This is a genomic window from Cellulophaga baltica 18, assembly GCF_000468615.2.
Classification (GTDB): domain Bacteria; phylum Bacteroidota; class Bacteroidia; order Flavobacteriales; family Flavobacteriaceae; genus Cellulophaga; species Cellulophaga baltica.
In genome coordinates, this window is the sequence record NZ_CP009976.1 from 473,831 (window position 1) to 497,599 (window position 23,769).

Annotated in this window: 20 protein-coding genes and 1 tRNA gene; 15 read left to right on the forward strand and 6 right to left on the reverse strand. The window is 33.8% G+C overall.

Annotated features, from left to right (window positions below):
• Position 1 precedes the first annotated feature (1 nt).
• From M666_RS01940 to M666_RS01950, 3 genes are read left to right on the forward strand one after another with little or no spacing between them, the layout of a single operon-like run.
• Positions 2–439 carry a TPM domain-containing protein gene (locus M666_RS01940; RefSeq protein ID WP_029444876.1) on the forward strand — a complete coding sequence of 146 codons (438 nt, stop codon included), beginning with the start codon at positions 2–4 and terminating at the stop codon, positions 437–439.
• Complete coding sequence (locus M666_RS01945) at positions 420–1,217, forward strand: TPM domain-containing protein (protein ID WP_029444877.1); 798 nt, start codon at positions 420–422, stop codon at positions 1,215–1,217. Before M666_RS01940 ends, M666_RS01945 begins: the two co-directional genes overlap by 20 nt.
• 56 nt (positions 1,218–1,273) lie before the next feature.
• Positions 1,274–1,741, forward strand: a complete 468-nt coding sequence (locus M666_RS01950) for a hypothetical protein (protein ID WP_151198015.1) — start codon at positions 1,274–1,276, stop codon at positions 1,739–1,741.
• A gap of 83 nt (positions 1,742–1,824) precedes the next feature.
• On the opposite strand, the gene der is transcribed toward M666_RS01950, so the two are convergent.
• Positions 1,825–3,132 (reverse strand): ribosome biogenesis GTPase Der, encoded by a 1,308-nt coding sequence (gene der, locus M666_RS01955; protein ID WP_024478919.1) that lies wholly within the window; start codon positions 3,130–3,132, stop codon positions 1,825–1,827.
• A 166-nt stretch (positions 3,133–3,298) separates the two neighbouring features.
• On the opposite strand from der, the gene M666_RS01960 reads away from it, so the two are divergent.
• Positions 3,299–3,793 (forward strand): hypothetical protein, encoded by a 495-nt coding sequence (locus M666_RS01960; protein ID WP_029444879.1) that lies wholly within the window; start codon positions 3,299–3,301, stop codon positions 3,791–3,793.
• 50 nt (positions 3,794–3,843) lie between these two features.
• Here M666_RS01960 and M666_RS01965 read toward each other — a convergent pair whose 3' ends face one another.
• The 3 genes from M666_RS01965 to M666_RS01975 all read right to left on the reverse strand — a co-directional run bounded on the left by M666_RS01965 (position 3,844) and on the right by M666_RS01975 (position 7,868).
• Positions 3,844–5,364, reverse strand: a complete 1,521-nt coding sequence (locus tag M666_RS01965) for a choice-of-anchor I family protein (RefSeq protein ID WP_029444880.1) — start codon at positions 5,362–5,364, stop codon at positions 3,844–3,846.
• Between the two features lie 86 nt (positions 5,365–5,450).
• Complete coding sequence (era, locus tag M666_RS01970; protein ID WP_029444881.1) at positions 5,451–6,338, reverse strand: GTPase Era; 888 nt, start codon at positions 6,336–6,338, stop codon at positions 5,451–5,453.
• A gap of 48 nt (positions 6,339–6,386) precedes the next feature.
• The gene (locus M666_RS01975) at positions 6,387–7,868 is read right to left on the reverse strand and encodes a Na+/H+ antiporter NhaC family protein (protein ID WP_029444882.1); all 1,482 of its coding nucleotides are present in this window, start codon (positions 7,866–7,868) and stop codon (positions 6,387–6,389) included.
• Between the two features lie 232 nt (positions 7,869–8,100).
• On the opposite strand from M666_RS01975, the gene M666_RS01980 reads away from it, so the two are divergent.
• A tRNA-Met gene (locus M666_RS01980) sits at positions 8,101–8,173 on the forward strand.
• 171 nt (positions 8,174–8,344) lie between these two features.
• Here M666_RS01980 and M666_RS01985 read toward each other — a convergent pair.
• Complete coding sequence (locus tag M666_RS01985) at positions 8,345–9,919, reverse strand: oleate hydratase (RefSeq protein WP_151198016.1); 1,575 nt, start codon at positions 9,917–9,919, stop codon at positions 8,345–8,347.
• A gap of 213 nt (positions 9,920–10,132) precedes the next feature.
• Positions 10,133–10,711, reverse strand: coding sequence for a thermonuclease family protein (locus tag M666_RS01990; protein ID WP_052206678.1), 579 nt, complete (start codon positions 10,709–10,711; stop codon positions 10,133–10,135).
• A 164-nt stretch (positions 10,712–10,875) separates the two neighbouring features.
• On the opposite strand from M666_RS01990, the gene M666_RS01995 reads away from it, so the two are divergent.
• The 10 genes from M666_RS01995 (at position 10,876) to M666_RS19875 (ending at position 23,766) form a co-directional block, all read left to right on the forward strand.
• Entirely contained in the window at positions 10,876–12,357 is a 1,482-nt protein-coding gene (locus tag M666_RS01995) for a hypothetical protein (RefSeq protein WP_029444885.1), read from the forward strand.
• A gap of 7 nt (positions 12,358–12,364) precedes the next feature.
• The gene (locus tag M666_RS02000; protein WP_029444886.1) at positions 12,365–13,306 is read left to right on the forward strand and encodes a hypothetical protein; all 942 of its coding nucleotides are present in this window, start codon (positions 12,365–12,367) and stop codon (positions 13,304–13,306) included.
• Between the two features lie 10 nt (positions 13,307–13,316).
• Positions 13,317–15,842 (forward strand): Hsp70 family protein, encoded by a 2,526-nt coding sequence (locus M666_RS02005; protein WP_029444887.1) that lies wholly within the window; start codon positions 13,317–13,319, stop codon positions 15,840–15,842.
• A gap of 11 nt (positions 15,843–15,853) precedes the next feature.
• Positions 15,854–16,399, forward strand: a complete 546-nt coding sequence (locus M666_RS02010; RefSeq protein ID WP_029444888.1) for an SH3 domain-containing protein — start codon at positions 15,854–15,856, stop codon at positions 16,397–16,399.
• Positions 16,400–18,172 (forward strand): AAA family ATPase, encoded by a 1,773-nt coding sequence (locus tag M666_RS02015; protein ID WP_029444889.1) that lies wholly within the window; start codon positions 16,400–16,402, stop codon positions 18,170–18,172.
• A 1-nt stretch (position 18,173) separates the two neighbouring features.
• Positions 18,174–18,713 carry a TerB family tellurite resistance protein gene (locus tag M666_RS02020; RefSeq protein ID WP_029444890.1) on the forward strand — a complete coding sequence of 180 codons (540 nt, stop codon included), beginning with the start codon at positions 18,174–18,176 and terminating at the stop codon, positions 18,711–18,713.
• 49 nt (positions 18,714–18,762) lie between these two features.
• Entirely contained in the window at positions 18,763–19,335 is a 573-nt protein-coding gene (locus tag M666_RS02025; protein ID WP_158400198.1) for a PD-(D/E)XK nuclease family protein, read from the forward strand.
• Between the two features lie 93 nt (positions 19,336–19,428).
• On the forward strand, positions 19,429–21,009 hold the full coding sequence (locus tag M666_RS02030; RefSeq protein WP_029444892.1) for a type I restriction-modification system subunit M: 1,581 nt from the start codon (positions 19,429–19,431) through the stop codon (positions 21,007–21,009).
• On the forward strand, positions 21,009–22,403 hold the full coding sequence (locus tag M666_RS02035) for a restriction endonuclease subunit S (protein ID WP_029444893.1): 1,395 nt from the start codon (positions 21,009–21,011) through the stop codon (positions 22,401–22,403). Before M666_RS02030 ends, M666_RS02035 begins: the two co-directional genes overlap by 1 nt.
• Positions 22,404–22,548: 145 nt before the next feature.
• The gene (locus tag M666_RS19875) at positions 22,549–23,766 is read left to right on the forward strand and encodes a PDDEXK-like family protein (RefSeq protein ID WP_029444894.1); all 1,218 of its coding nucleotides are present in this window, start codon (positions 22,549–22,551) and stop codon (positions 23,764–23,766) included.
• The last annotated feature ends 3 nt before the right edge of the window (positions 23,767–23,769 follow it).

A 23,769-nucleotide genomic window follows, 5' to 3' on the forward strand; every position in this document is an offset into this window, starting at 1 on the left:
TATGTCTAAAGTAGAAGCATTTTTATCCGAAAAAGAAGAGCAAGAGATTGTTCAGGCTATTATAGAAGCTGAAAAAAATACTTCTGGTGAGATTAGAGTTCATATTGAAGCACATACTACATTAGATCACTTTAAACGTGCAGAAGAAGTCTTTCACGTTTTAAAGATGGACAATACGAAAGACGCTAATGGCGTTTTGATCTATGTGGCCGTGCATGATAAAAAGTTTGTCATTTGTGGAGATAAAGGGATTGACAAGGTAGTGCCTAAAGATTTTTGGGACTCCACTAAAAATGTCATTCAACAACAATTTAAAGAAGGAAACTTCAAACAAGGTATCATTGATGGCATCTTAAAAGCCGGAAAAGAACTTCACACTCATTTTCCATGGCAACATAACGACACAAATGAACTTAGCAATGAAGTTTCTAAAGGGTAATATATTAATTTTAGTTCTATTCCTAACTTCCTTTGCTTTTGGTCAGTTTACGATCCCAGAAAAGCCTAGCGAACAAAAAGGGGTTTATGATTATATAAATTTGTTATCTGCTTCGCAGAAAAACACCCTTACCCACAAATTAAAAAGTTATGCCGACAGTACCTCTACACAGATTGTAGTGGTAATTATTGGAAGTACTAAGGGCGAAGATATTAATTACCTAGGCGCGCAATGGGGCCAAAAATGGGGTATTGGCCAGGGCGATACAGATAACGGAATTTTATTGATTCTCGCTAAAGACGACCGAAAGGTGGCTATCAATACCGGTTATGGTGTAGAAGGCTCTCTCACCGATGCCATGTCTAAACGAATTATAGAACAAGTGATCATCCCTGAATTTAAAACAGGCGATTACTACGGAGGCATAAACAAAGGTGCCGATGCTATTTTTGGCATCCTTACGGGAGAATTTCAAGAAGACCGAACCTTTAGCACCAACTCTTTTCCTTTTAAGAGTTTATTCCCATTTTTAATTTTCATCATTATCATTATCATCTTTTCTAACAAAAACAAAGGAAACGGCGGCGGCAGAAATGGCGGCAAAAGGTCTGGAGGTTTTGATATTTGGGATGCCATTATTCTAAGTAATATGGGTCGCGGTGGCCATAGCTCCGGAGGAGGTTTCGGTGGCGGTGGTGGCTTTGGAGGCGGAGGTGGTTTTGGCGGAGGCTTCGGTGGCGGAGGCTTTGGCGGAGGCGGCGCTTCTGGTGGTTGGTAACCTCTATAACAAACGCAACCATTCTTTATAATTTGTATCTTTTTAAAAACCCTACTATGTATAAATCAATAACAGTACTTTTCTTATCCCTATTTCTTGTGCAATGTGAAAGCAGTAGCGAGACCACTACAACAGACTGCAGTGTCGTAAGCTGTTTGTCTAACAACTTTAAGATGATCATCATTGACGAAGCTTCGGGCGCTAATTTAATTGCCAACGGGACCTATACCGCTTCTAATATTACCATTTTTGACGAGGCTAGTATGAATGCTGCTTTTTCAGTAACTACTACTGAAGAAACTCCAGGCATCTATTTATCACTAGATATTTTAGAAAGTCAAGAAAAAAGTTATACCGTTAATTTAAAGACAGATGCTTTTTTTACGATGAATATGGATATAGAAAAAACCGGAGAGGGCAGTGAATGCTGCGGAATAGACACCGAAATAGATAGTATTTCTGTAAGTGGTGCAACTAGTGAAATAGATCTTGAAAATAAAATGATCACACTTTTTATAATATAGCAATACGCTTTAAATCCTAAAAAAGAGGGCTAAATTCTATGATAGAATTTAGCCCTCTTTTATATTATATCCTTTTGTGTGCGTTACTTTTTACGCATAAATACAGAGATAGGCACTCCAGAGAAATCAAAACTTTCTCTAAGCTTATTCTCTAAGAAACGTTTGTACGGATCCCTAACGTATTGTGGCAAGTTGCAGAAAAATGCAAATTGCGGATACGGTGTTGGCAATTGCGTACAGAACTTAATTTTCACATATTTACCTTTGTATGCTGGCGGAGGATAGTTTTCTATCAACGGTAGCATTATATCATTGAACTTACGTGTTTGAATCTTACGACTTCTATTTTCATAGACTTGTACTGCCGTTTCAATCGCTTTAAAAATACGCTGCTTTGTTAATACCGACATAAAAATAATAGGCACATCTACAAAAGGCTCCATAGCCTCTTTGATCTTTTGCGTATATTGCTTCATGGTATTGGTCTCTTTCTCTTCTACCAAATCCCACTTATTCACAAGAACTACAATTCCTTTATTGTTACGTTGTGCCAACCAGAAAATATTCTGAACCTGACCATCAAAACCACGTGTTGCATCTAAAATTAGAATACACACATCTGAATGCTCAATAGCTCTTACAGAACGCATTACCGAGTAAAACTCCAGGTCTTCGTGCACCTTAGACTTTCTACGGATACCTGCTGTATCTACAAGATTAAATTCAAAACCAAAACGGTTGTATTTGGTATCAATACTATCTCTAGTCGTACCTGCAACATCAGTAACAATATACCGCTCTTCGCCAATCAATGCATTAATGAAAGATGATTTTCCTGCATTAGGTCTCCCTACTACCGCAAATCTCGGTAAATCTTCATCCCTGTTTGGTTCTTTTTCTGGAAGTACTTCTACTAAAGCATCTAATAAATCTCCTGTTCCTGATCCATTAGTACTTGCAATAGTAAAATAATCTCCTAAACCAAGAGAATAAAACTCTACAGCATCTTCTGCACGTTTGTTATTATCTACTTTATTTACCGCTAATAAAACCGGCTTTTTAACTTTACGAAGTAAATTAGCAACGTCTTCATCCATCCCGGTAATTCCGGTTTCTACGTCTACCATAAAAATGATTACATCTGCTTCATCGATAGCCAATTCTACTTGTTTATCAATTTCTGCTTCAAAAACATCATCACTTCCTTTTACATATCCTCCAGTATCTATTACTGAGAATTCTCTTCCATTCCAGTCACTCTTGCCGTAATGACGGTCACGCGTAACTCCACTAACCGCATCAACAATAGCCTCTCTACGCTTTATTAATCGGTTAAAAAAAGTTGATTTCCCTACGTTAGGTCTTCCTACAATGGCTACAATAGCACTCATACTTCGTAATTTTGCTGCAAAAGTACTATTATTTATTGAAGAAAAATGATATCTTCTCTACCTAAATAGCTGTTACTGTGAAATTAGGGAAAAGAAAAATGTAACGATCTTAGGAAATTTGAGATATATTTAGCCCCAAACTCGCTTAAAAATTAATAAGATACCTGTGAAAACGCTTCCAAATACTATCGTCTTAAGACCTCGTTTTCAATTGGTATTGAACTCAGAAAAAGAACAGCTACTTTCTAATTTCAGTCCTTTACAACATCACGCTATACAATGCAAACGTTTAGATGAACACCTGTTTCTGAAGTTTAAAGCCAAGGAACATCATTTCTGGTCACCACAACTACATCTAGAAATTGTCGCTAACGAAGAAGACAACTCTTGTACGGTCTATGGTGTTTTTGGACCCAACCCAACCTTATGGACCTTTTTTATGTTCCTACATTTTGGCATTGCGCTCCTATTTACAGCCATATCTATTTGGGCTTATTCTAGTTTCGCCTTGCACAAACCCTACGGAGTTCAAGTAGGTTTAATGGTACTAATGATTGTTCTATGGTTTTCTTTTTATGCTTTTGGGCGTATTGGCAAACAAAAAGGAAGACCACAAATGCAAGAGTTGTACAACCTAATGAAAGAGACTCTAAATAAATAATCCCCAAGCTCTTTAAAACTTAGGGATTGTAAAACTAATTTTATCTTCTTCTATTTAATCTCATAAATAGCTACGGTATTAGAAATCTCATTAGTAACAACCAAGAGATTCTCACCCGTAGGACTATCTTTTGCTGCTATAGCCAACAAGCCTTCCGGTGCTACATCATTTGTATCTAATAGCCATTCTAGAAACTGCGGACTCCTAGGATTAGAAATATCATAAACCATAACGCCACCTGCTCTTTCAAGACCTACAAATAGTAAGGTTGAGTTTCCAATTTTTAAAGTAGTTACTGATTCTGGCTCTGCACCTTTATCATCACTTCTGCCATCAGCTTCTCCTTCATCTGCATTGAAGAATGATGGGTTGATTTCAAATGTAGCACGGCCTATTTCATCTGCACTATCATACACCAAAGTTCCTGATGTATTCCAAATAGAAAAGGATCTAGCGCCATACCCATAAATTTTATCAAAATCGCCATCACCATCAAGATCACCATTGGCCGTAGTAATTTTTAATCGCCCTAAATTTTCATCTAACTGTAATTCTGCAGCATTAGGAAAAACTGATATATCTAAGGTCAAATCCTTTACGCGTTCTTCTTCAGAATAGCCATCATAGTCTCTAGAATCTCCTTCATTGGCGGTAATGATATATTCCATTTCATCAATAGTTGCAAATGCAATGGCATCTGGCATATAGAAGCTCAATACAGGCCAGTTTTTAAAATTCCCTAAAACATCATCTTTATTACTAGCATCCATAGTATTTTCTGGAAGAGAAAAATCTTTTGTCCCTAATCCAAATACATCGGTAATTGTTTTTGCTGCCAAATTTACAACCGCAATTCCGTTATTTTCTTGTAAGGTAATGTATGCATATTTGCTATCATCAGAGACCGCAATATACTCAGGCTCTACATCTTGAGCGATACTCGCATTAGGACCGAAAACTCTAAAATCATTTCCTATTGCAGATGCACTAAAAGAGGTAAAAAATAAGGTGTTAATTTCATTTCTTTCAATATTAATGATAGAGACAGAACCTTCTGGGTCTACTGTATAATCATCATTAGGCTCTCCTTCATTAGCTGAAATTAAATAGGTACCATCAGGAGAAAAGGCAACCATATCTGGTAATGCGCCAACGGTATATGAAGTTATTAAGTTTTGAGAAGTAGTATCATAAGTTTGAATGGTCCCATTGGATTGCTTATTGGTATTTTCTACCGCTACCGCAACCACGCCATCATGAACCGCAACGCTGTTTGGAACTCCTGTAAGGATAATTGATGTTAATTTAACCGCAGAGGAAGGTACGGATATATCCCAAACGGACACTTCTGATTGCACAGGATTTACAACAAATAATTTTTTAGTGCTAGGATCAAAAGCACTGATCTCTGAAAACCCTTCGTCTCCAGAGCCATTTGAGAATCCTCCAATTTTTGTAAATTGTAAAGCAGATACATCTATATCCGCATCACCACCATGTCCTACGTGATCTTTAATACAAGAAGTTAGTAAAAGCCCTCCAAAAAGAGCAACTAAGGTAATTTTTTTCATTGTTGTGGTTGTTTATGTATAACAACCAAAAATGCAGCTTTTGTGTAACTTAGGCGTAAACTAAAGAACAAACAAAGGTTAAGAACCTAGCCTTGATTGTAACCAAAACGTTTTAACTGATTGGCATTGCTTCTCCAGTTCTTATTTACTTTTACATACAGTTCTAAATGCACTTGCTTATCAAAGAAAATCTCTAAATCTTTTCTAGACTCTACACCTACTCTTTTTAAAGCAGCACCTTTATGACCAATAATGATTCCTTTTTGAGATTCGCGCTCTACCATAATCACAGATCGCATTCTAATAATTTTATCATCCTCAAAAAACTCCTCGGTATCTATTTCTACTGAATATGGAATTTCTTTTTTGTAGTTCTGTAATATTTTCTCTCTAATAGTTTCATTTACGAAGAAACGTTCTGGCTTATCTGTTAATTGATCTTTAGGATAAAACGCCGGAGAAACCGGTAGCAATTCTAAAATACGAAGGAATACTTCTTTGACATTAAAATTCTGTAACGCACTTATCGGGTGTATTTCTGCCGTTGGTAATTGCTCATGCCAATATTGCACTTGCTCCTCTAAAATACCTTGCTCAGAAACATCAATCTTATTTAATAATAAAAGTACCGGAATTTTGCTATTCTTCAATTTATCAAAGAAACGCTCATCTTTTAATGCCTTTTCCCCTATTTCTACCATGTAGATTAGAATATCTGCATCTTCGAAAGCCGACTTTACAAAATCCATCATAGAAGATTGTAACTCGTAAGCAGGTTTGATAATCCCTGGAGTATCTGATAAAATCATTTGAAAATCATCCCCATTAACTATCCCTAAAATACGGTGTCTCGTTGTTTGTGCTTTGGAGGTGATAATGGATAATTTCTCGCCCACAAAAGCATTCATCAAGGTAGATTTCCCCACATTAGGATTTCCAATAATATTTACAAAACCAGCTTTATGATCTGCCATCTTACTATTTTAACATTTAAAAGTACAAAGGTAGCTTATTGTAGGCCTTTAATTCATAACAAAACCTAAAATTAAGTACATAACTACGGTAATTCCACCACCAATTAAGGCATAAGGCAACTGCGTATTCACATGATCTATATGATCACTGGCCGATGCCATAGACGAAATAATAGACGTATCTGATATCGGAGAACAGTGGTCTCCAAAAATACCTCCTCCTAAAGTTGCTGCTATTACCAGCGTTAATGGCGCACCATGTACTTCTGCCATAGGCACTGCAATAGCCATCATGATAGCAAAAGTACCCCATGAAGTGCCTGTAGAGAATGCTATAAATGAACTAATTACAAAAATAATTGCTGGTAAAAACTCTGGCGACAACCAATCTTTTGACCAATCTGCCACAAAAGCTCCTGTCCCTAATTGATTACAAGCATCGCCAATAGCAAAGGCCAATAACATTAGTAATGCTAAGGGCATTAATTCACTTATACCTTTTAAGACCAAGTCAATCATTTCTTTTGTCTTCATTATTTTTTGAGATCTATACATGATCATAGCCACCAGAATAGCCGTAAGTACCGCATATAACACAGACGATGACCCTGAGCCTTTCCCTATGGCCTGGAAAACATGATCGGAAAATGAAGTAGCATTCTCTACCGCACTCCACCCCGTATAGACTAAATTAATTGGCATCATAAAAACCATGGTTGCCAAGGGCACAATCATATTATACGCTCTTGCCTTTATACCTTTTTTTGGCGCCAATGAAGTTACCTCACTAGAAAGCATAGGTTTAGAATTATCATTCAATAACTTTCCTGTTTCCCTTGTTCTTTTCTCGGCCTTAGCCATCGGGCCAATATCCTTTTTGGTCAAAATCACCACAAAAACAATGGCAATAGCCAATATTGGATAAAAATTATAGGCTATAGAAGAGAGCAATAAACCAAAAGGATTGTCTAAACCTTGCGTCACTAGTAAACCCATAATAAAAGCACCCCAAGCATTAAAAGGAATTAAAATGGAGGAAGGGGCAGAACTAGAATCGGCAATATACGCCAACTTCTCTCTTGGTATTTTTAGTTTATCGAAAACGGGTCTATACAGTGTTCCTACCGTTAATGAGCTAATGCTTGTTTCTACAAATAATAATAAGCCTGTAAGCACCGCTAATAATTGCACCACTACTCTACTATACCCTTTTTGCTTTTTTTCAAAGAAATGAATCACTTTATTCAATTGGTTTATAAAACCTTCTACCCCTTTGGAGTATTGAATAAATAAGAGCAATGCCCCTACAAGGGCACTAAACATTATGGTTCTGGTATTGCCTTCAGATTTAAAAACATTTACCATACCCTCTATGGTTGCCAATGTTCCTGTTAGCACATTCCAATCGCTCATGATCAACCAAGAAAACCAAATACCAAAAAGCAAGGCTATATATACTTGTTTTGTTTTGAGCGCTAAAATAATTGCAATAACGGGTGGCAAAATTGAGAGCAAGCCGTAGTTTTCCATAAATAAATGTTTTGTAATCCGATGGTTTTTAAAACCCGTACAAAATAGTAAGATTTTAAGTAAGGAGCTCACAAATACCCTATTTAAAGTGGCTATCTAAAATTTTTAATATTTATTTCAAATAAAGTTTGGTGAATCGTAAAAAGTAACTATATTTGCAGCCTGAAATACGTCAGTTAGCAGTTATGAGCTGAAAGTTAAAAGCTAAGATGATAGTTTCAGAAACGTATATCGCGGGATAGAGCAGTAGGTAGCTCGTCGGGCTCATAACCCGAAGGTCACTGGTTCGAGTCCAGTTCCCGCTACTAAAACGAAAGCCTTTCAGGAAACTGAGAGGCTTTTTTTATGGCGTTTATTTAGCCTAGGTTACTTCATAAAAAATAGTAATGGATTGATTACATAAGAACTATACTAAAAAAAGCCACTTCATGAGAAGTGGCTTTTTTGTTTTCCTAAACGCTTCATTTACTACAGCGCTATGCAAATGATTTGATCACAGAATCTAAAAGTACTTTAGGTGATTTATCATGTTTCGTGATTTTAGGAATTTCACGATCAATATTTAATAGTTGATATACGGCCGTTTGTGCAGCTCTTACCGAATACTCTACCGTAAAGACCACATCATCCGGAATTTCTACAAACTGACTTACAAAAGCTAAATTTTTAGAACTTGCTGGCACTGGTTTTGGTCTATCACTATTTGCACGTGGCATAAACATAGACGTAATGTAAGGCATTCTACAAGGTACACACACCGCATCTTCAAAGACACTATCATCAAAATTAAAATGACCTGCTAATTCTGTTAGGATCTCCTGCCCATTACACTCAATCATGGTTTTAGGAACAAAATCTCCTACTCGGTTTCCATATAACGCATACCCCCATAAGATAAAGACATCATCTGGCTGCCCTATAAAATGTGGCTGGTTATACAACACCACAGACATTAACCAACTAGAATCTTTGAAAGTTACCAAACCACCGGTACCAGCTTTGTTGCCAGACATTTTTTCTAATTTATCAAAAAACTCCGATGTCCTAAACGTAACAGTAAATGATTCCCAGAAAGATTCTGGAATACTGGTATTAAAAGGTGCTGGGTTTCCAAAATCTGGTCTCCCCTTCGCTAATTTCTCCCAAAGCGTCCACCCCTTACTATCTGCTTTTGTTTTTTTCGCTGGAGCCTGTTCCATTGAACCAATACTAGAAGCATCAACCATAGAGCCATTTTGAAAAATAACAAGATCATCTGGAGCAACAACTACCTGTTTGGCTCCTTTTGGCCCAATTACGCTAACTGATATCACTGTTACTTTTCCATCTATTTCTTCAACAGCTATATCATCAACAGTAGTCGCTAATTCAAAATTAACCCCTTTTTCTTGTAGCCATGCTTGTAATGGGCGCACCAAAGAATCATACTGATTGTATTCTGTTCTTTTTACGCCAGCCAAAGTATTAATTCTTGGAAACTCATTCATAAACCGATGCAAATAACGCTTAAACTCCACCGCGCTATGCCAAGGTTCAAAAGCAAAGGTTGTTTGCCACATATACCAAAAGTTAGTGGTGAAAAATTCTGGCGACAACCAATCCGTAATTTTCGATGTTCCTAGTTTTTCTTCGGATGCTTCTAATAAGGTTAGAAACTCCAACCTGTCATGCATGGTAAAATTCATGGTAGCTGTATCTACAATATGACGGTTCTTATCTACCAAACGCGCTTTAGAATGCGCTATATGTTTTTTATTAAAGGCTATAGTTTCTTCTTTTACAGACATGCCTTTATTATGTATAGAAGGGATATCTTGAAACAAGCCCCAAAAACATTCGTAGGCATCTGTGGTAAGCATTCTTCCCCCACGAAGCGAATAACTCCCATCTTCTAACCTTGCCCCATCTAAACACCCTCCTAAGGAAGGGAGCTTTTCAAAAATTGTAATTTGAGAACCTAACATTCCACCATCTCTAATCATAAAAGCTGCAGCAGCCAATGAACCTAGTCCTCCTCCTAAACAATACGCTTTAATTGTTTCTTTTGACATTTTTACACGTTTTAATTCAACTAAAATATAGCATAAAGGTAGCACGGCTAACAAGCCTAAAACCTGATAAAAATCAGGTTTACAAGACATTAACAACAAATTGTGATTGGGGGTTTAGTAAGGTAAAAGTGGTGATGCGTTTATACAAAAATTCCACTTCTCATGAAGTGGAATTTTTTAGATTTTACAATAATAGATACTTAGATAGTAGTTCTAACGAAAAGCCCATGGAGCGATGGGGTTTGGATCTATCCATAAACCTACTTTATTCTCTCTGGCTTCTTTTTCTAGTAGATCATAACTCATATCATCGGAGTATTTTTTATAGTGCCACGCCATTCCTAAACGCACCATTTCTTTATTTACATTCAAACCGTCTGCATTAAAAATCACTCCAATTAACCTGCCATTACGATCAAATTTTTTATCTGAATCAATTTGTACCATTTGTCCAAAGCATAAATCTGACAAGGCTATTTTAGCTTTATTTCCAAAAGGCTGCTTCCCTCTTTTCTCTGGACAATCTATATGTGCTAATCGTAATTTTATGGGTAGCTCTCCATATAATACCTCAACAGTGTCACCATCTAAAATTCTTATGATTTTAGCTTCTAAATATTTGGAATTTAATGTGTCCTTTACCGTTGAATCTTGAACTGCATTAAAAAAAGAAGCAAATTGATGGTCTTTATTTGTGTTATTATTTTTACACCCTAAGGACAACAAAAGCACTAAAGCTAAAATAATGCTTTTTAGTACCGAGCTACCCGTATTTACTACTCTACTTCTCATTATTTTAAAAAATATATTGCGAATATTCATGTATTCTTCCGTTAAAAAAAGATAAAGATAGTCTATCAAATTATAGCCCTAAATAAAAAAAATGAGGGTCACTGTGGAAAACCGCAGTCTAGATTAAAATTTTGATCTTAATTTTCTGGCATCAATTAAAAAACATGGAAATAATAAAAAATAACCCATACCGTATTGCTGGTATTCTGTCAAATGCTTCTGAAAGAGAATTACAAAAGCAAAAAACCAAAATTAGAGCATTCTCAAAGGTTGGAAAAGAAATTAAATCTGATTTTGATTTTGATGTTCTTGGAAATATAACAAGAACAGAAGATTTAATTGATAAGGCATTTTCAAATGTGGAACAAAACCAAGATAAAGTAAACTTCTCCTTGTTTTGGTTTTTAAATGCAAGTCCTTTTGATAATACGGCATTTGAATATCTTAAGAATGGTAATGACGAAAAAGCAGATGAAATATGGAAAAAAGTAACCCAAAATAAAGAAGTGAATTCTAAAAATTTCTCGGCCTTCAGTAATTTAGGAACTTATAAATTATTGAGCGAATCTCAAAATGATATAAAGGAGGGTATTGACGCTAAAGTAAAACTGATTGAATCAGATTTTTTTAAAAACTTTGTCCATACCGTTGCTGATGAAACTTTTACAATTGATAGTGAAAAACAAATAAAAATATTGATTGATGAATTACTAATGCAATTCAAAAACCAATATTCAAGCACGGAAACATTACAATTATTTAGTAATTGTAATGGTTTAATACAAAAATATCTTTCAAAAAGATTTACAGAAGAACCAATACACAATATTGAGAGCCTAATTGAAAGCACAAAAAACAAAAGAAAGAAAAACAAAAGTGATGCATATCAATACGGATTAAATTTAGCTAATAAATGTAAAGCTGAATTAATTCTTCTACAGTCTTTAATAGGAACGACAGACTTAAAATATAAAACAGTTGCAGATCAGTTAGCAAATGAAATAATGCAATGTGGAATTGATTATTTCAATAAAAGTAAAGAAGATAATGCAAGTAACAATTATCTCCAATCAGCACAAAAGTTAACTAAAATTGCAGATAGCATAGCGGTTGGTAAGTTAACTAAAGAAAGAGCCCAGGACAGTCTAGCTACACTTGAAGAAATGAAAGACAGGGAACTTTCACAAGCGATTGATGTATTGGAATCTATAAAATCTGCTTATGAAAACAATGCTGTGCAATTAATGGCACAAGTAAAAAAACAAGAGGCTTCTATGGGGTATGGTCAATCAATAAATTGGTCTAAAGTAACAGAAATGATTATGAATTCTATTGATTGGGATAAAGCAACAGAATTAATTATCGATGTAATACCAAAAGAGAATATCGTAAAAATCAAGAACAGTCAAAATACTTCTAAAATCAACGATTACAAAAAATTAGTTGACTTTATACTCGGAAAATTGGGTTATACACACAAAATCAAAGTTAAATATCTACAATATTGGGAATCTACAAGAATAGCAACAACTGCTACTAGAACAGCATCTACTCCACAATCAACAGAAAATGAAGGAATACCAGATTGGTTGAAATGGGTTGGTGGAATAATATTATTTATCCTTTTACTTAAAGCTTGTAATTAAATTGATTATGAAAAAAACACTACTAATAATTGCTCTTGTAGCAGTATCTAATCTTTTTGCGCAACAGCAACAAGATTCTATTTTGGTAAAAGAAATACCAACTATAAAAAACAATGTCCTTCAACAAAGACAAGAAATAAATTCTTTGACTAAAAAACTAAATAGTCAACAATACCTTTTAAATCAACAGAAAAAGGGATTGGAAGGATTAAACCTCAAATCTAAAAAACAAGAATATATAATTGACAGTTTAAATCAACTGATAAAAAACAACATTCAAAATATTGTCACCAACTCAACAGAATTAGGAACAAAAATTAAACAAACAGGCGAAAACGCAAATTCTAAAATTTCAGAATTAGATAGTAGTTTAGGCAAGAACCGACTGTATTGGATAATTGCAACTTTAACAACACTTTTATTAGGTGGTTTGGTTTATTGGTTATTAGGCAAACGTATTCAATCGAGTAAAACAGATGTTGAAACTCAAATAAAGAATACCAAAACCGCTTTAGAAGAAGAAAGCGTGAAATTGGACAACAAATTGGTAGAAGTCTTAGAAACACAATTGAAATTAAAACTAGAAGCAACCAAAGTACAACCTAAAACTTCAAACGAAAAAGCAGACCATTCTCTAGCGTTAAAAGTAGCAGATGAAGTTATAAGGATTCAAAAGAATTTAAGCCGAATGGACGAGAGCACAAAAGGATTAAAACAATTAGGTTCTTCTGTTCAACGCATTCAAGACAACTTTGCATCAAACGGTTATGAATTAGTAGAAATGCTAGGTAAAGAATATAATGAAGGGATGAAAGTAACTGCAAACTTCACACCTAACGAAGATTTAGAAACAGGGAAACAAATTATATCAAGAATAATAAAACCACAAGTAAACTTCAAAGGCGAAATGATACAAGCTGCACAAATAGAAGTTAGCATAGGCGAATAAAAAAAATCAAATGGCAAGAACAAAAATTGACTACGGAATTGATTTAGGAACTACTAATTCCGCAATTTCAAGAATGGAAAATGGAGAAGCAACCATAAAAAAAACTGACACCTTAAAAGACACCATGCCTTCTTCAGTTTACATAAACAAAAAGAAAGCGATACAAGTTGGAGATAGTGCTTACAATGCTCTAAAACGAGATAAGCTAAAAGCTATGAAAACTTGGAATGATTCTGATTCCAATTCATATATAGAATTTAAAAGAACAATGGGAAGTGATAAATCCTATTCAAGTTCAAATCTTGGAAAGGAATTAACCTCAGAAGAATTGTCAGCCGAAGTTTTAAAAACCTTGAAGTCTTTTATCAAAGACGAAAATGTTAATTCTATTGTCATTACAGTTCCAGCGGCTTTTAAAAACAATCAAAAAGAAGCAACAAGAGAAGCTGCTAAATTAGCTGGCTTTGACCATATAGAGTTATTACAAGAACCCGTTGCAGCATCAATGGCCTATGGATTAGATTCCGATAAAAAGGATGGATTTTGGCTCGTTTTTGATTTTGGTGGGGGAACTTTTGATGCAGCACTTTTAAAAGTTGAGGAAGGTATTATGAAAGTGATTGATACCGAAGGAGATAATTATCTTGGAGGTAAAAATTTAGATTTTGCTATTGTTGATGAAATAATATTGCCATACATACAAGAAAATTTTGCAATTGATTCCATATTAGGAGATGATTCTAAAAAACAAATTTTAAGAAATGCAATGAAATTTTATGCAGAAGAAACCAAAATAAAACTTTCATTCAATGATACACACAATATACTTTCAGATTTAGGAGACATTCCCGGAGAAGATGATGAAGGAGAAGAATTTGAATTAGATATAACTGTTACACAAACTGATATATCAAATGCTCTTTCACCTGTTTTTCAAAAAGCAATTGATGTTAGCAAAAACCTTTTAGAAAGAAATAATTTAAAAGGCTCGTCATTAGATTCGCTAATACTTGTTGGTGGCCCAACTTTTTCGCCTGTTTTGCGAAAAATGTTAGAAACACAAATTTGTAAACCTGATACAAGTGCAGACCCAATGACAGTGGTTTCAAAAGGTGCAGCATTGTATGCTTCAACAGTTGACGTTTCAGAAGAAGTAAGAGAACAAACAAGAGATAAAACTAAAATTCAGTTAGATATAGCGAATGAATCTTCTACAGTAGAAACAGAAGAGTATGTGCCAATCAAAATTTTGGCTGATAAAACAGAAGGCGAAATCCCTGAAAAAGTATTTGCAGAAGTTACTAGAGGAGATAAAGCTTGGTCTAGTGGAAAAATTGAAATAAACACTATTGGCGAAATTGTCGAAATTCAACTAAATGAAGGAAAAACGAATATTTTTGATGTTGTTTTATATGACGACAAAGGAGATATTTTAGAAAGTGAACCTTCATCTTTTAGTGTAATACAAGGCTCTAAAATTGGAAGCGCTACGCTTCCTTACAATTTTGGAATAGAATTGAAAGATAAGATAACGGGAAAAGTTAGATTCAAAACTATTAAAGGTTTAGAAAAAAATCAATCCATACCCGCAGTAGGAACATTAAATGGATTGAAAACACAAAATCAAATTCGTCCAGGAATGGACTCCGATTTCATAAAAATCCCAGTCTATGAAGGTGAGTATGCATCAGAAGGCACAAGGGCTATTTATAATGAACACGTAACAGATATTTTGATTAGCGGAGCAGATTTACCGACACTATTACCAGAAAATCAAGATGTTGATTTAACCGTAAATATTGATAGGTCTGAAAAAATAACGGTTACGGCATATTTCCCTTACTTAGACTATACAGCAGAAATAGAGGTGGATAGCACAAAAACTTCAATTGAAACTTCTTGGTTAGCCAATGAAATAAGAAAAGCTAAAGGAAGTGTTACAGAATTAAAACAAGATGGTAATTCTAATGATATAAAAATTGGAAAAATTGAATCTGAATTAGAGCAACTTGACAAATCGTTTGAAAATAACAAAAATGATGTTGATGGCAAACAAGAAATTTTAACCAATTTAAGAAAGACACTAAAAACAATTGATGAATTGTACGAAACCACTGAATGGCCAAAATTAGAAGAACAATTAAAAGAAGACTTTTACAAGTTAGAAGAAGCCAATACTGATTTAGGAAATAATAAATCCACTCAATTGGTTCTTCAATTACGATCGCAATTGGATGAAATTATTAAAGCTAAAGATGTAAAAATTGGAAACGTTCTTTTGGAAGAAATTAATAGTCTCTTCTTTGATCTCACATATATTTATCAACTTATTGGGTTATTACAAAGCTTCAATGATAATTTTGGAAGCTACCATTGGAAAGATTCAAATAGAGCTAGACAATTAATAAATAGTGGACTTAGTAAAATATCTGAAAATCCTGATGCAGAAGAATTAAGGCTGATAGTGCTTTCAATATTTAACCTATTACCTGAGAATGAAGTGCCAAGTGGAGACAAAAATGTTTTAATAGGTTAAATTAATACCTTATGAAAAGAGTTATTTTAACAATATTCACAATCCTTCTATTTGGATTTACTTCTAATGCTCAGGGCTATTTAGGATATGTAATTAAAACCGTAAATTTTAGAACTGAGGCGAACACAAATTGTACAGTAATAGCCACATTACAACAAGGAACAGCTTTATTTGTCATTTCTAAAGATAAAAATAACGGCTTTTATCAAGTCTTAGATATTGAAACAAATAAAGAAGGATTCGTCAGTGCTAATTTTATAAAATTAGACAAAATACTTCCTAGAAATGAACAGGGTATTTTTACATCTACCGGAACAACTAGTACCGAAAAACCAGTAGCTAAAATTTACAATAATACAAGTAAAACATTAACACTAAAATTGAATGATAAAATTCACTATTTCTCTCCACAAGAACGCAAAACACTGACATTATCGTCTGGTTCATATTCTTACAGGGCTTCCGCACCAGGTGTAATTCCAGACTACGGAACTGAACTAATAGCAAGTAACCACGAGTATAAATGGAGTTTTTACATTTCAACAACTAGCAACTAGATGATTGACAAACAATACATATTATCCAAAGGGCAACGTATTGCAAATAAATACACAGTCTCCTTTTTTTTAAAAAAAGGAAATTACGCAGAAACCTATCGTGTAAAAGACCAAGGTGGCAAAACAAAATTATTAAAACTGTTTGCTTATTCTAAATTAGACAGAACACAATTTAATGACAATGGTGACATTTTAGAAATTGAGATTTTAAAACAAATTAAACATCCTAATTTGGTCAAGTATTGTGATAAAGGCGAATTGCTTTTAGAAAAGCAAAAATATGCTTTTGTAATTCTTGATTTTATTAGTGGCGAAACGCTAGCTGATAAAATGAAGCGAGAGCAAACATTCAATCCTTATGATGCAAAAGATATAGTTTCAGGCGTTTTAAATGGTTTAAACTATTTGCATAATCTCGAGAAGCCAATAATTCATAATGATATTACGAACCTAAATATTATGACTGATTTATCTGGTAACGTGGAAATTCCAAAAATCATTGATTTTGGTTATGCGAGATATTTAAGCCAGTCAAACAAAGATTTTTTAAAAGATGGTTTAAACCCATTTTATCAAGCCAACGAAAATTTCAACAAAGTATTTTCTGTGCAAAGTGATGTGTTTTCAGTTGGTGCTTTATATTATCATTTACTTTTTGGTTTGCCACCTTGGTTTGTGGAAATTTCAAAATACAAATCAGATAAAATAAAACTAGAAGATGCTGTTTTAGAAGAGCGTAAGAAACCTTTAAAGTTTGCAAAAAATATAGATGAACAAATACAAAATATCATAAGTAAGGCATTACAACCAAATACTGAAAATCGCTTTAAAAATATAAAAGAATTTATCCAAGCGATTAATGGAGAATTAGAAATTAAGCAAATTGCTAGTTCAGAAGAGCCAATCATGCCAAAATTAAAAAATATAAAGAGCGGTCAAGGGTTCAAAGCCATTGCAGGAATGCAAGAACTCAAAGAAACCATACAATTAGATGTAATTGATGCGTTAAATGATAAAGAAAAGTATGCAGAATATGGGTTAACTATTCCTAACGGAATGTTACTTTATGGGCCACCAGGTTGTGGAAAAACATTTTTTGCGGAACGAATGGCAGAGGAAATTGGTTTTAATTTTTATCAAATAAAACCTTCTGATATACAAAGTAAATTTGTAAATCAATCGCAAGAAAATATTAAGAATCTCTTTGATAAAGCTCGTGAAAATGCACCAAGCATCATTTTTATAGACGAATTAGATGCTTTAGTTCCTAATCGTGATAATTCAAGCGTAAATCACATGAATACGAGTGCTGTAAATGAATTTTTAGCACAAATGAATAATTGCGGTGATGACGGTGTCTTTATTATTGGAGCGACAAACAGGCCTAATTCGATTGATCCAGCAATTTTAAGAGCAGGTCGTTTAGATAAAGTAATTTATTTACCACCACCAGATTTTGAAGCTCGTGAATTAATGTTCAAACTCTATTTAGAAAAACGACCTAGAGAGGTTGGATTAGATTATTCAGTTTTAGCCAAAGCAACAGAAAACTATGTCTCAAGTGACATAAAGTTCCTTTGTGATGAAGCTTCAAGAAAAGCTTTAAAAATTAAATCTAGAATTTCAAAAGAAATACTACTAGAAACAATTAATAGCAATAGACCTTCAATCCCACTAAAAGAATTAAATAGCTACGTAGCTATTAAAACTAAAATGGAAGGTTTAGCGAAAAACACTAACGACCGACCTACAATTGGTTTTAAAAACAATTAATATGGAAACAATAAATTTCAACAAACTTTTACTTAAAACGGCGTTTTCATGTATGGCCTGTGACGGAGTTATTGACAAGCGTGAAGTAAAATTGATTCAACAATTACATAAAGAAAATAAAATTTTTGGTGAGATTGATATTAACTCTGAATTTGATACTTTATTACTTGCTATAAATAAGGATAATCAACATTTTCTAAAAAATTACTTCAATGAACTTAAATCATCTGAGCTATCAGAATCCAATGAATTAAAATTAATTGAAGTTGCAATTGCGACCATTAAAGCAGATGATATAATTGAATATAGCGAAATCAAGTTTTTCAAAATTATCCGTTCTAAATTAAAAATTGACAATGAATCAATTCTTGAAAAACATCCTGACTTTGAAGATTACCTAGAACAAGACATTATTAGTGATTCATATTTGAAACGAATCCAAGATGATTTTTTTGACACTCATACTTCAAATGAATTTGAATTATTTAATAAAATAGATGACACCATAGATATTATTACATCTAAAAATTCAAAAAAATAACCTCTTTTGTATTGTACTAAGCACAAACCATTTAAATAATCAGATGACTATGAAACTACCAAGCTTTTTTATTGATGATTATGACTCCATGAAATATGAAGAAACCATAGATTTTTTTATGTCATGGACCATTCGCTGTGCCGATGAAATTTATAAAGATGTAAATGCTAACGTACATGAATCTGCCCGAAAAATTCTCATCAAGCTTTTAAACCCTATAGATATTAATGTATTTAAATTTACAGACATAAAAGTATCAAAACAGTGTGATAACATAGATTTATGGGTAGAGTTGAAAGTAAACGACGAGGACCATGTATTGATTATCGAAGATAAAATGTACTCTAAAGTTCAAAACGATCAATTAAACAGGTACCATAAATTCATCGAGAAGTATTACTTAAATCAATCTAAACCGATTAGAAAATACGTTTTCTTACGACCAGATTATGAGCTTGAAAAACAAGATGAACCACTTCTTAAAAAGTCAAACTTTGTTTATTTCAACCTAGAACAATTAGCAGACTGTTTAGAAGAAAAAAGAACAGGACATGATATGTTTGATGAATTCTGGTTTAACTGGACACTGGACAGTAAAGAAAAACGAGAGAAAAAAATATAACTAATTAGTATCGTATTCCGTTGACAATTACCCCAAATTTTTAATCTAAACTGCTATCTTTAAACTCTAATTTAAGTACAACAAACCAAATTAATGACAGCACAAAAAGCACAGCTAGAACAGCAACTCTGGAATATTGCCAACACCCTACGTGGCAAGATGGATGCCGATGATTTTAGAGACTATATATTAGGTTTCATTTTCTACAAATACCTGAGTAAGAAAATGGAGTTATATGCCAATATTATTTTAAAACCAGATCAGTTAACTTTTGATGATATAGAAGGGCATGAAAGTGAAGAAATTCTTATCAAAGAAATAAAAAGTGCAGCTTTAGATAAATTAGGGTACTTCTTAAAACCCTCAGAATTGTTTAGTGAGCTTGCTCGCAGAGGTAATGCTGGTGGCAAAAGTCAGTTTATACTGGGTGATCTTGCCAAGGTATTGAGCCATATTGAGCAAAGTACTATGGGTACCGAAAGCGAAGACGATTTTGGTAACCTCTTTGAAGATCTAGATTTAACAAGCTCTAAACTGGGGAAATCTGAGAATGATAAAAATGAGCTGATTGTAAAAGTATTGACCCATTTAGATGAGATAGATTTTGACCTAGAAAACACGGAGAGCGATGTTTTGGGCGATGCCTATGAATACCTTATTGGGCAATTTGCTAGTGGTGCAGGGAAAAAAGCAGGCGAGTTTTATACCCCACAACAAGTCTCAAATATACTAGCACAATTGGTAACCGTAGGTAAAGACAAACTTAAATCTGTTTATGACCCTACCTGCGGTTCTGGTTCTTTGTTATTACGTGTTGCCAAACAAGTAAAAGAGGTTAGTGCTTTTTACGGGCAAGAAATGAACCCTACTACCTATAACTTGTGTAGAATGAACATGATAATGCATGATGTGCATTACAAAAAGTTTGATATTAAAAACGAAGATACCTTAGAACGCCCGCAACATTTAGACCTACGTTTTGAGGCTATTGTAGCCAACCCACCATTTTCTGCAAAGTGGAGCGCTAGCCCACTGTTTATGACAGACGATCGTTTTTCTAACTACGGAAAACTAGCTCCGAGTAGTAAGGCCGATTTTGCCTTTGTACAACACATGGTGCACCAATTGGCAGATAATGGTACTATGGCGTTGGTATTACCACACGGGGTTTTATTCCGTGGTGCTGCAGAAGGGCATATACGTAAGTACTTAATTAAAGATTGTAATTATTTAGATGCGGTGATTGGCTTACCGGCAAACATATTTTATGGCACCAGTATCCCTACCTGTATTTTGGTATTGAAAAAGCAAAGAACAAATAAAAAAGAAGTTTTATTTATTGATGCCAGCCAACATTTTGAAAAAGTAAAAACACAAAATGTATTGCGTGAAGAAGATATAGCGAAATTACTTACCACGTATAAAGACTATACAAACGGAGAGTTCGATACTGCTAATATAGAAAAGTACAGCCATGTAGCACAGCTATCTGAAATTGCTGAAAACGATTACAACCTAAATATACCAAGGTATGTAGATACGTTTGAAGAAGAAGAACCTATTAATCTAGAAACGGTAAGCAAAGAACTGCAAGCACTTGCAGAGCAAAGCGAAGCCACGGATGACACCATCGCCAATTTCTGTAAAGAATTGGGCATAAACACTCCGTTTTAATGGCATCGCATACAGACAAACCAACGCCGTCATTGCGAGGAGGAACGACGAAGCAATCTGTTGAAGCAACACGCAAACGCATCCCAAAACTCCGTTTTAAAGAGTTTGATGGGGAGTGGAGAATGTCACACTTCGGTAAACTTTATAAATTTTATACAACCAATTCATTTTCTAGAGATAAATTAAATTATGAAAGTGGAAAAGTTAAAAACATCCATTATGGGGATATTCACACCAAATTTCAATCCCATTTTTATTTAAATAATGAATATGTACCTTTTGTTAATGATAACTTAGATTTATCAAAAATAAAAGATGAAGCCTTTTGCCAAATAGGAGACTTAATAATTGCAGATGCATCAGAAGATTATGCAGACATTGGAAAAACAATTGAAATTATTGACATCAATGACGAAAAAGTAATAGCTGGTCTTCATACCTTTTTAGCTAGACCTTTTTCTAAAGAAACTTATATTGGTTTTATTAGCCATTTATTGAAGTCATGGAATTTGCGAAAACAAATTATGACAATAGCCCAAGGAACAAAAGTACTAGGTTTGTCTATGGGTAGATTTTCACAATTAAAACTAAACATCCCCTCCCTCCCCGAGCAACAAAAAATAGCTTCTTTTTTAAGTGCGGTAGATGAAAAAATACAGCAACTCACCCAAAAGAAAGCCCTTTTAGAGCAGTACAAAAAAGGGGTCATGCAACAATTGTTTTCGGGTAAACTTAGGTTTAAACCAACGCCGTCTTTGCGAGGAGAAACGACGAAGGAAACTGGAGAAAGTAATTATCCGGATTGGGAGGAGAAACGGTTGGGGGAAATATGTAAAAAAATTCAAGATGGTAATTATGGCGCTTCGTACCCAAAATCTGATGAATTTATAAAAACAGGAATCCCCTTTTTAACATCAAAAGCATTAGGTTCTGGAGGTTCAATTCTTTCTGATAAAATAGATTTTATTTCAAAGGAAAAACATCATGAATTAAAAAAAGCGCATCTGAAAATTTATGATGTACTGTTTACTAATCGTGGTGCAAATGTAGGTGCAATTGCCTATGTAGATGAGACAATTGCTCATGGAAATATTGGCCCCCAATTAACTTTACTACGAGTTAATAACGAAATAATTAGCAGTAGGTTTTTATTACATTCAATGAATTCTTTTACAGTAAGAAAACAAATTAGCTCGCAGGATAGTGGAAGTGCAATGAACTTCTTTGGAATTGGAGCGACATCAAAATTCAAATTAAAAATTCCATCATTGCCAGAACAACAAAAAATAGCCAATTTTTTATCGGCAATAGACACTAAAATAGAAACCGTAAACCAACAAATAGAAAAAACGCAAAACTTTAAAAAAGGGCTGTTGCAGCAACTGTTTGTGTAAAAATAGGAAAGAATATTGCGCATGCTTTTTGTATTATATTTTGTTTTGCGCACGTTTTTTTAGTCTAGCGCACGTTTTTAATTTTTGTGCACATTTTTTTTTAAAAATGTAATAATGCGCACGTTTTTTTAACCAACATAAATAAATGAACCAACCAACAGAAGTAATTGATAGAGCCAGAAAAATAATAACGAGTACAACTCAAATACTTCAACATCAAGCAGAAATAGCGAATCTTAAAGGTGAAAATTTCAATATTTTTTCTATTTTAAAAATGGAAAACAGAGAAAACGATACCCATTCTGCATTTCTTGGCGAACTATTAAACCCTAACGGTTCTCATAATTTCGGTAATATATTTCTACATCATTTTTTAAAAACTATTGGTCAGGAAGATCATATAGATATCAATAATGCTAAAGTATATTTAGAATATTATGTAGGACCTAGAGATGATAGTGCGAAAATAGGAGGATTTGTTGATATTTTCATTAGAGATGATTACGGCAATACTTTATGCTTAGAAAATAAAATTGGCGCTATAGATCAAAAAACACAAATCGCTAGATATTGCAATTATAATCAAAGCCGTAATAAGGTTTATTACCTTACATTGAAAGACATAGGTCCTGAACCATATAGCTTTTGTGATAAGAAATTAGATGAAGATTTTTATATCATTAAATATAAAAATGAAATTATAGACTGGCTAGAGGCTTGCTCTAAAGAAGCTACTGACCAACCAATTATAAGAGAGAGTATTAAGCAGTACATTATTTTACTCAAAAAACTAACAAATCAATTATCTGACACTAAGATGGTAAAAGAAATAAAGGAATTAATTATTGCAAACTATAGCGCTGCAAGAACCATAAGTAGTAATATAGAAATTGTGGAATTAGAATGCACTCTAATTTTTTTAAATGATATTAAAAAACAATTAGATATAGCGCTTAACGAAGGTGGTCAAGCTTGGAAAATTGAAGTAAGTGAAGATTTAAATCAAGCTTGGTCTGGCTTATATATCTCACATAAAAGTTGGCCTGAAAATACTTACATTCAGCTACAAGGTAATTCTAAAATACCTTGGTCTCATACAGGTTACGGGATAGTTGCTCATGATAATATAGTATGCAACGCTATTAAAGATAGTGACTTGAAAAATACCACATTGCTTGCAACAGGTTTTAGAAGTCACACAAAATGGCCTTTTTATAAGTTAATATTACCATTTGATAATACTGATGAAAGAGCTAAATTAATGGACAAAAACGAAAGAAATAACCTTGTATCTTCTACTGTGGAAAAATTAATTGAAATTTGTAAGATATGCAAATTACCTGTCTCAGAAATAAAAAAATAAACT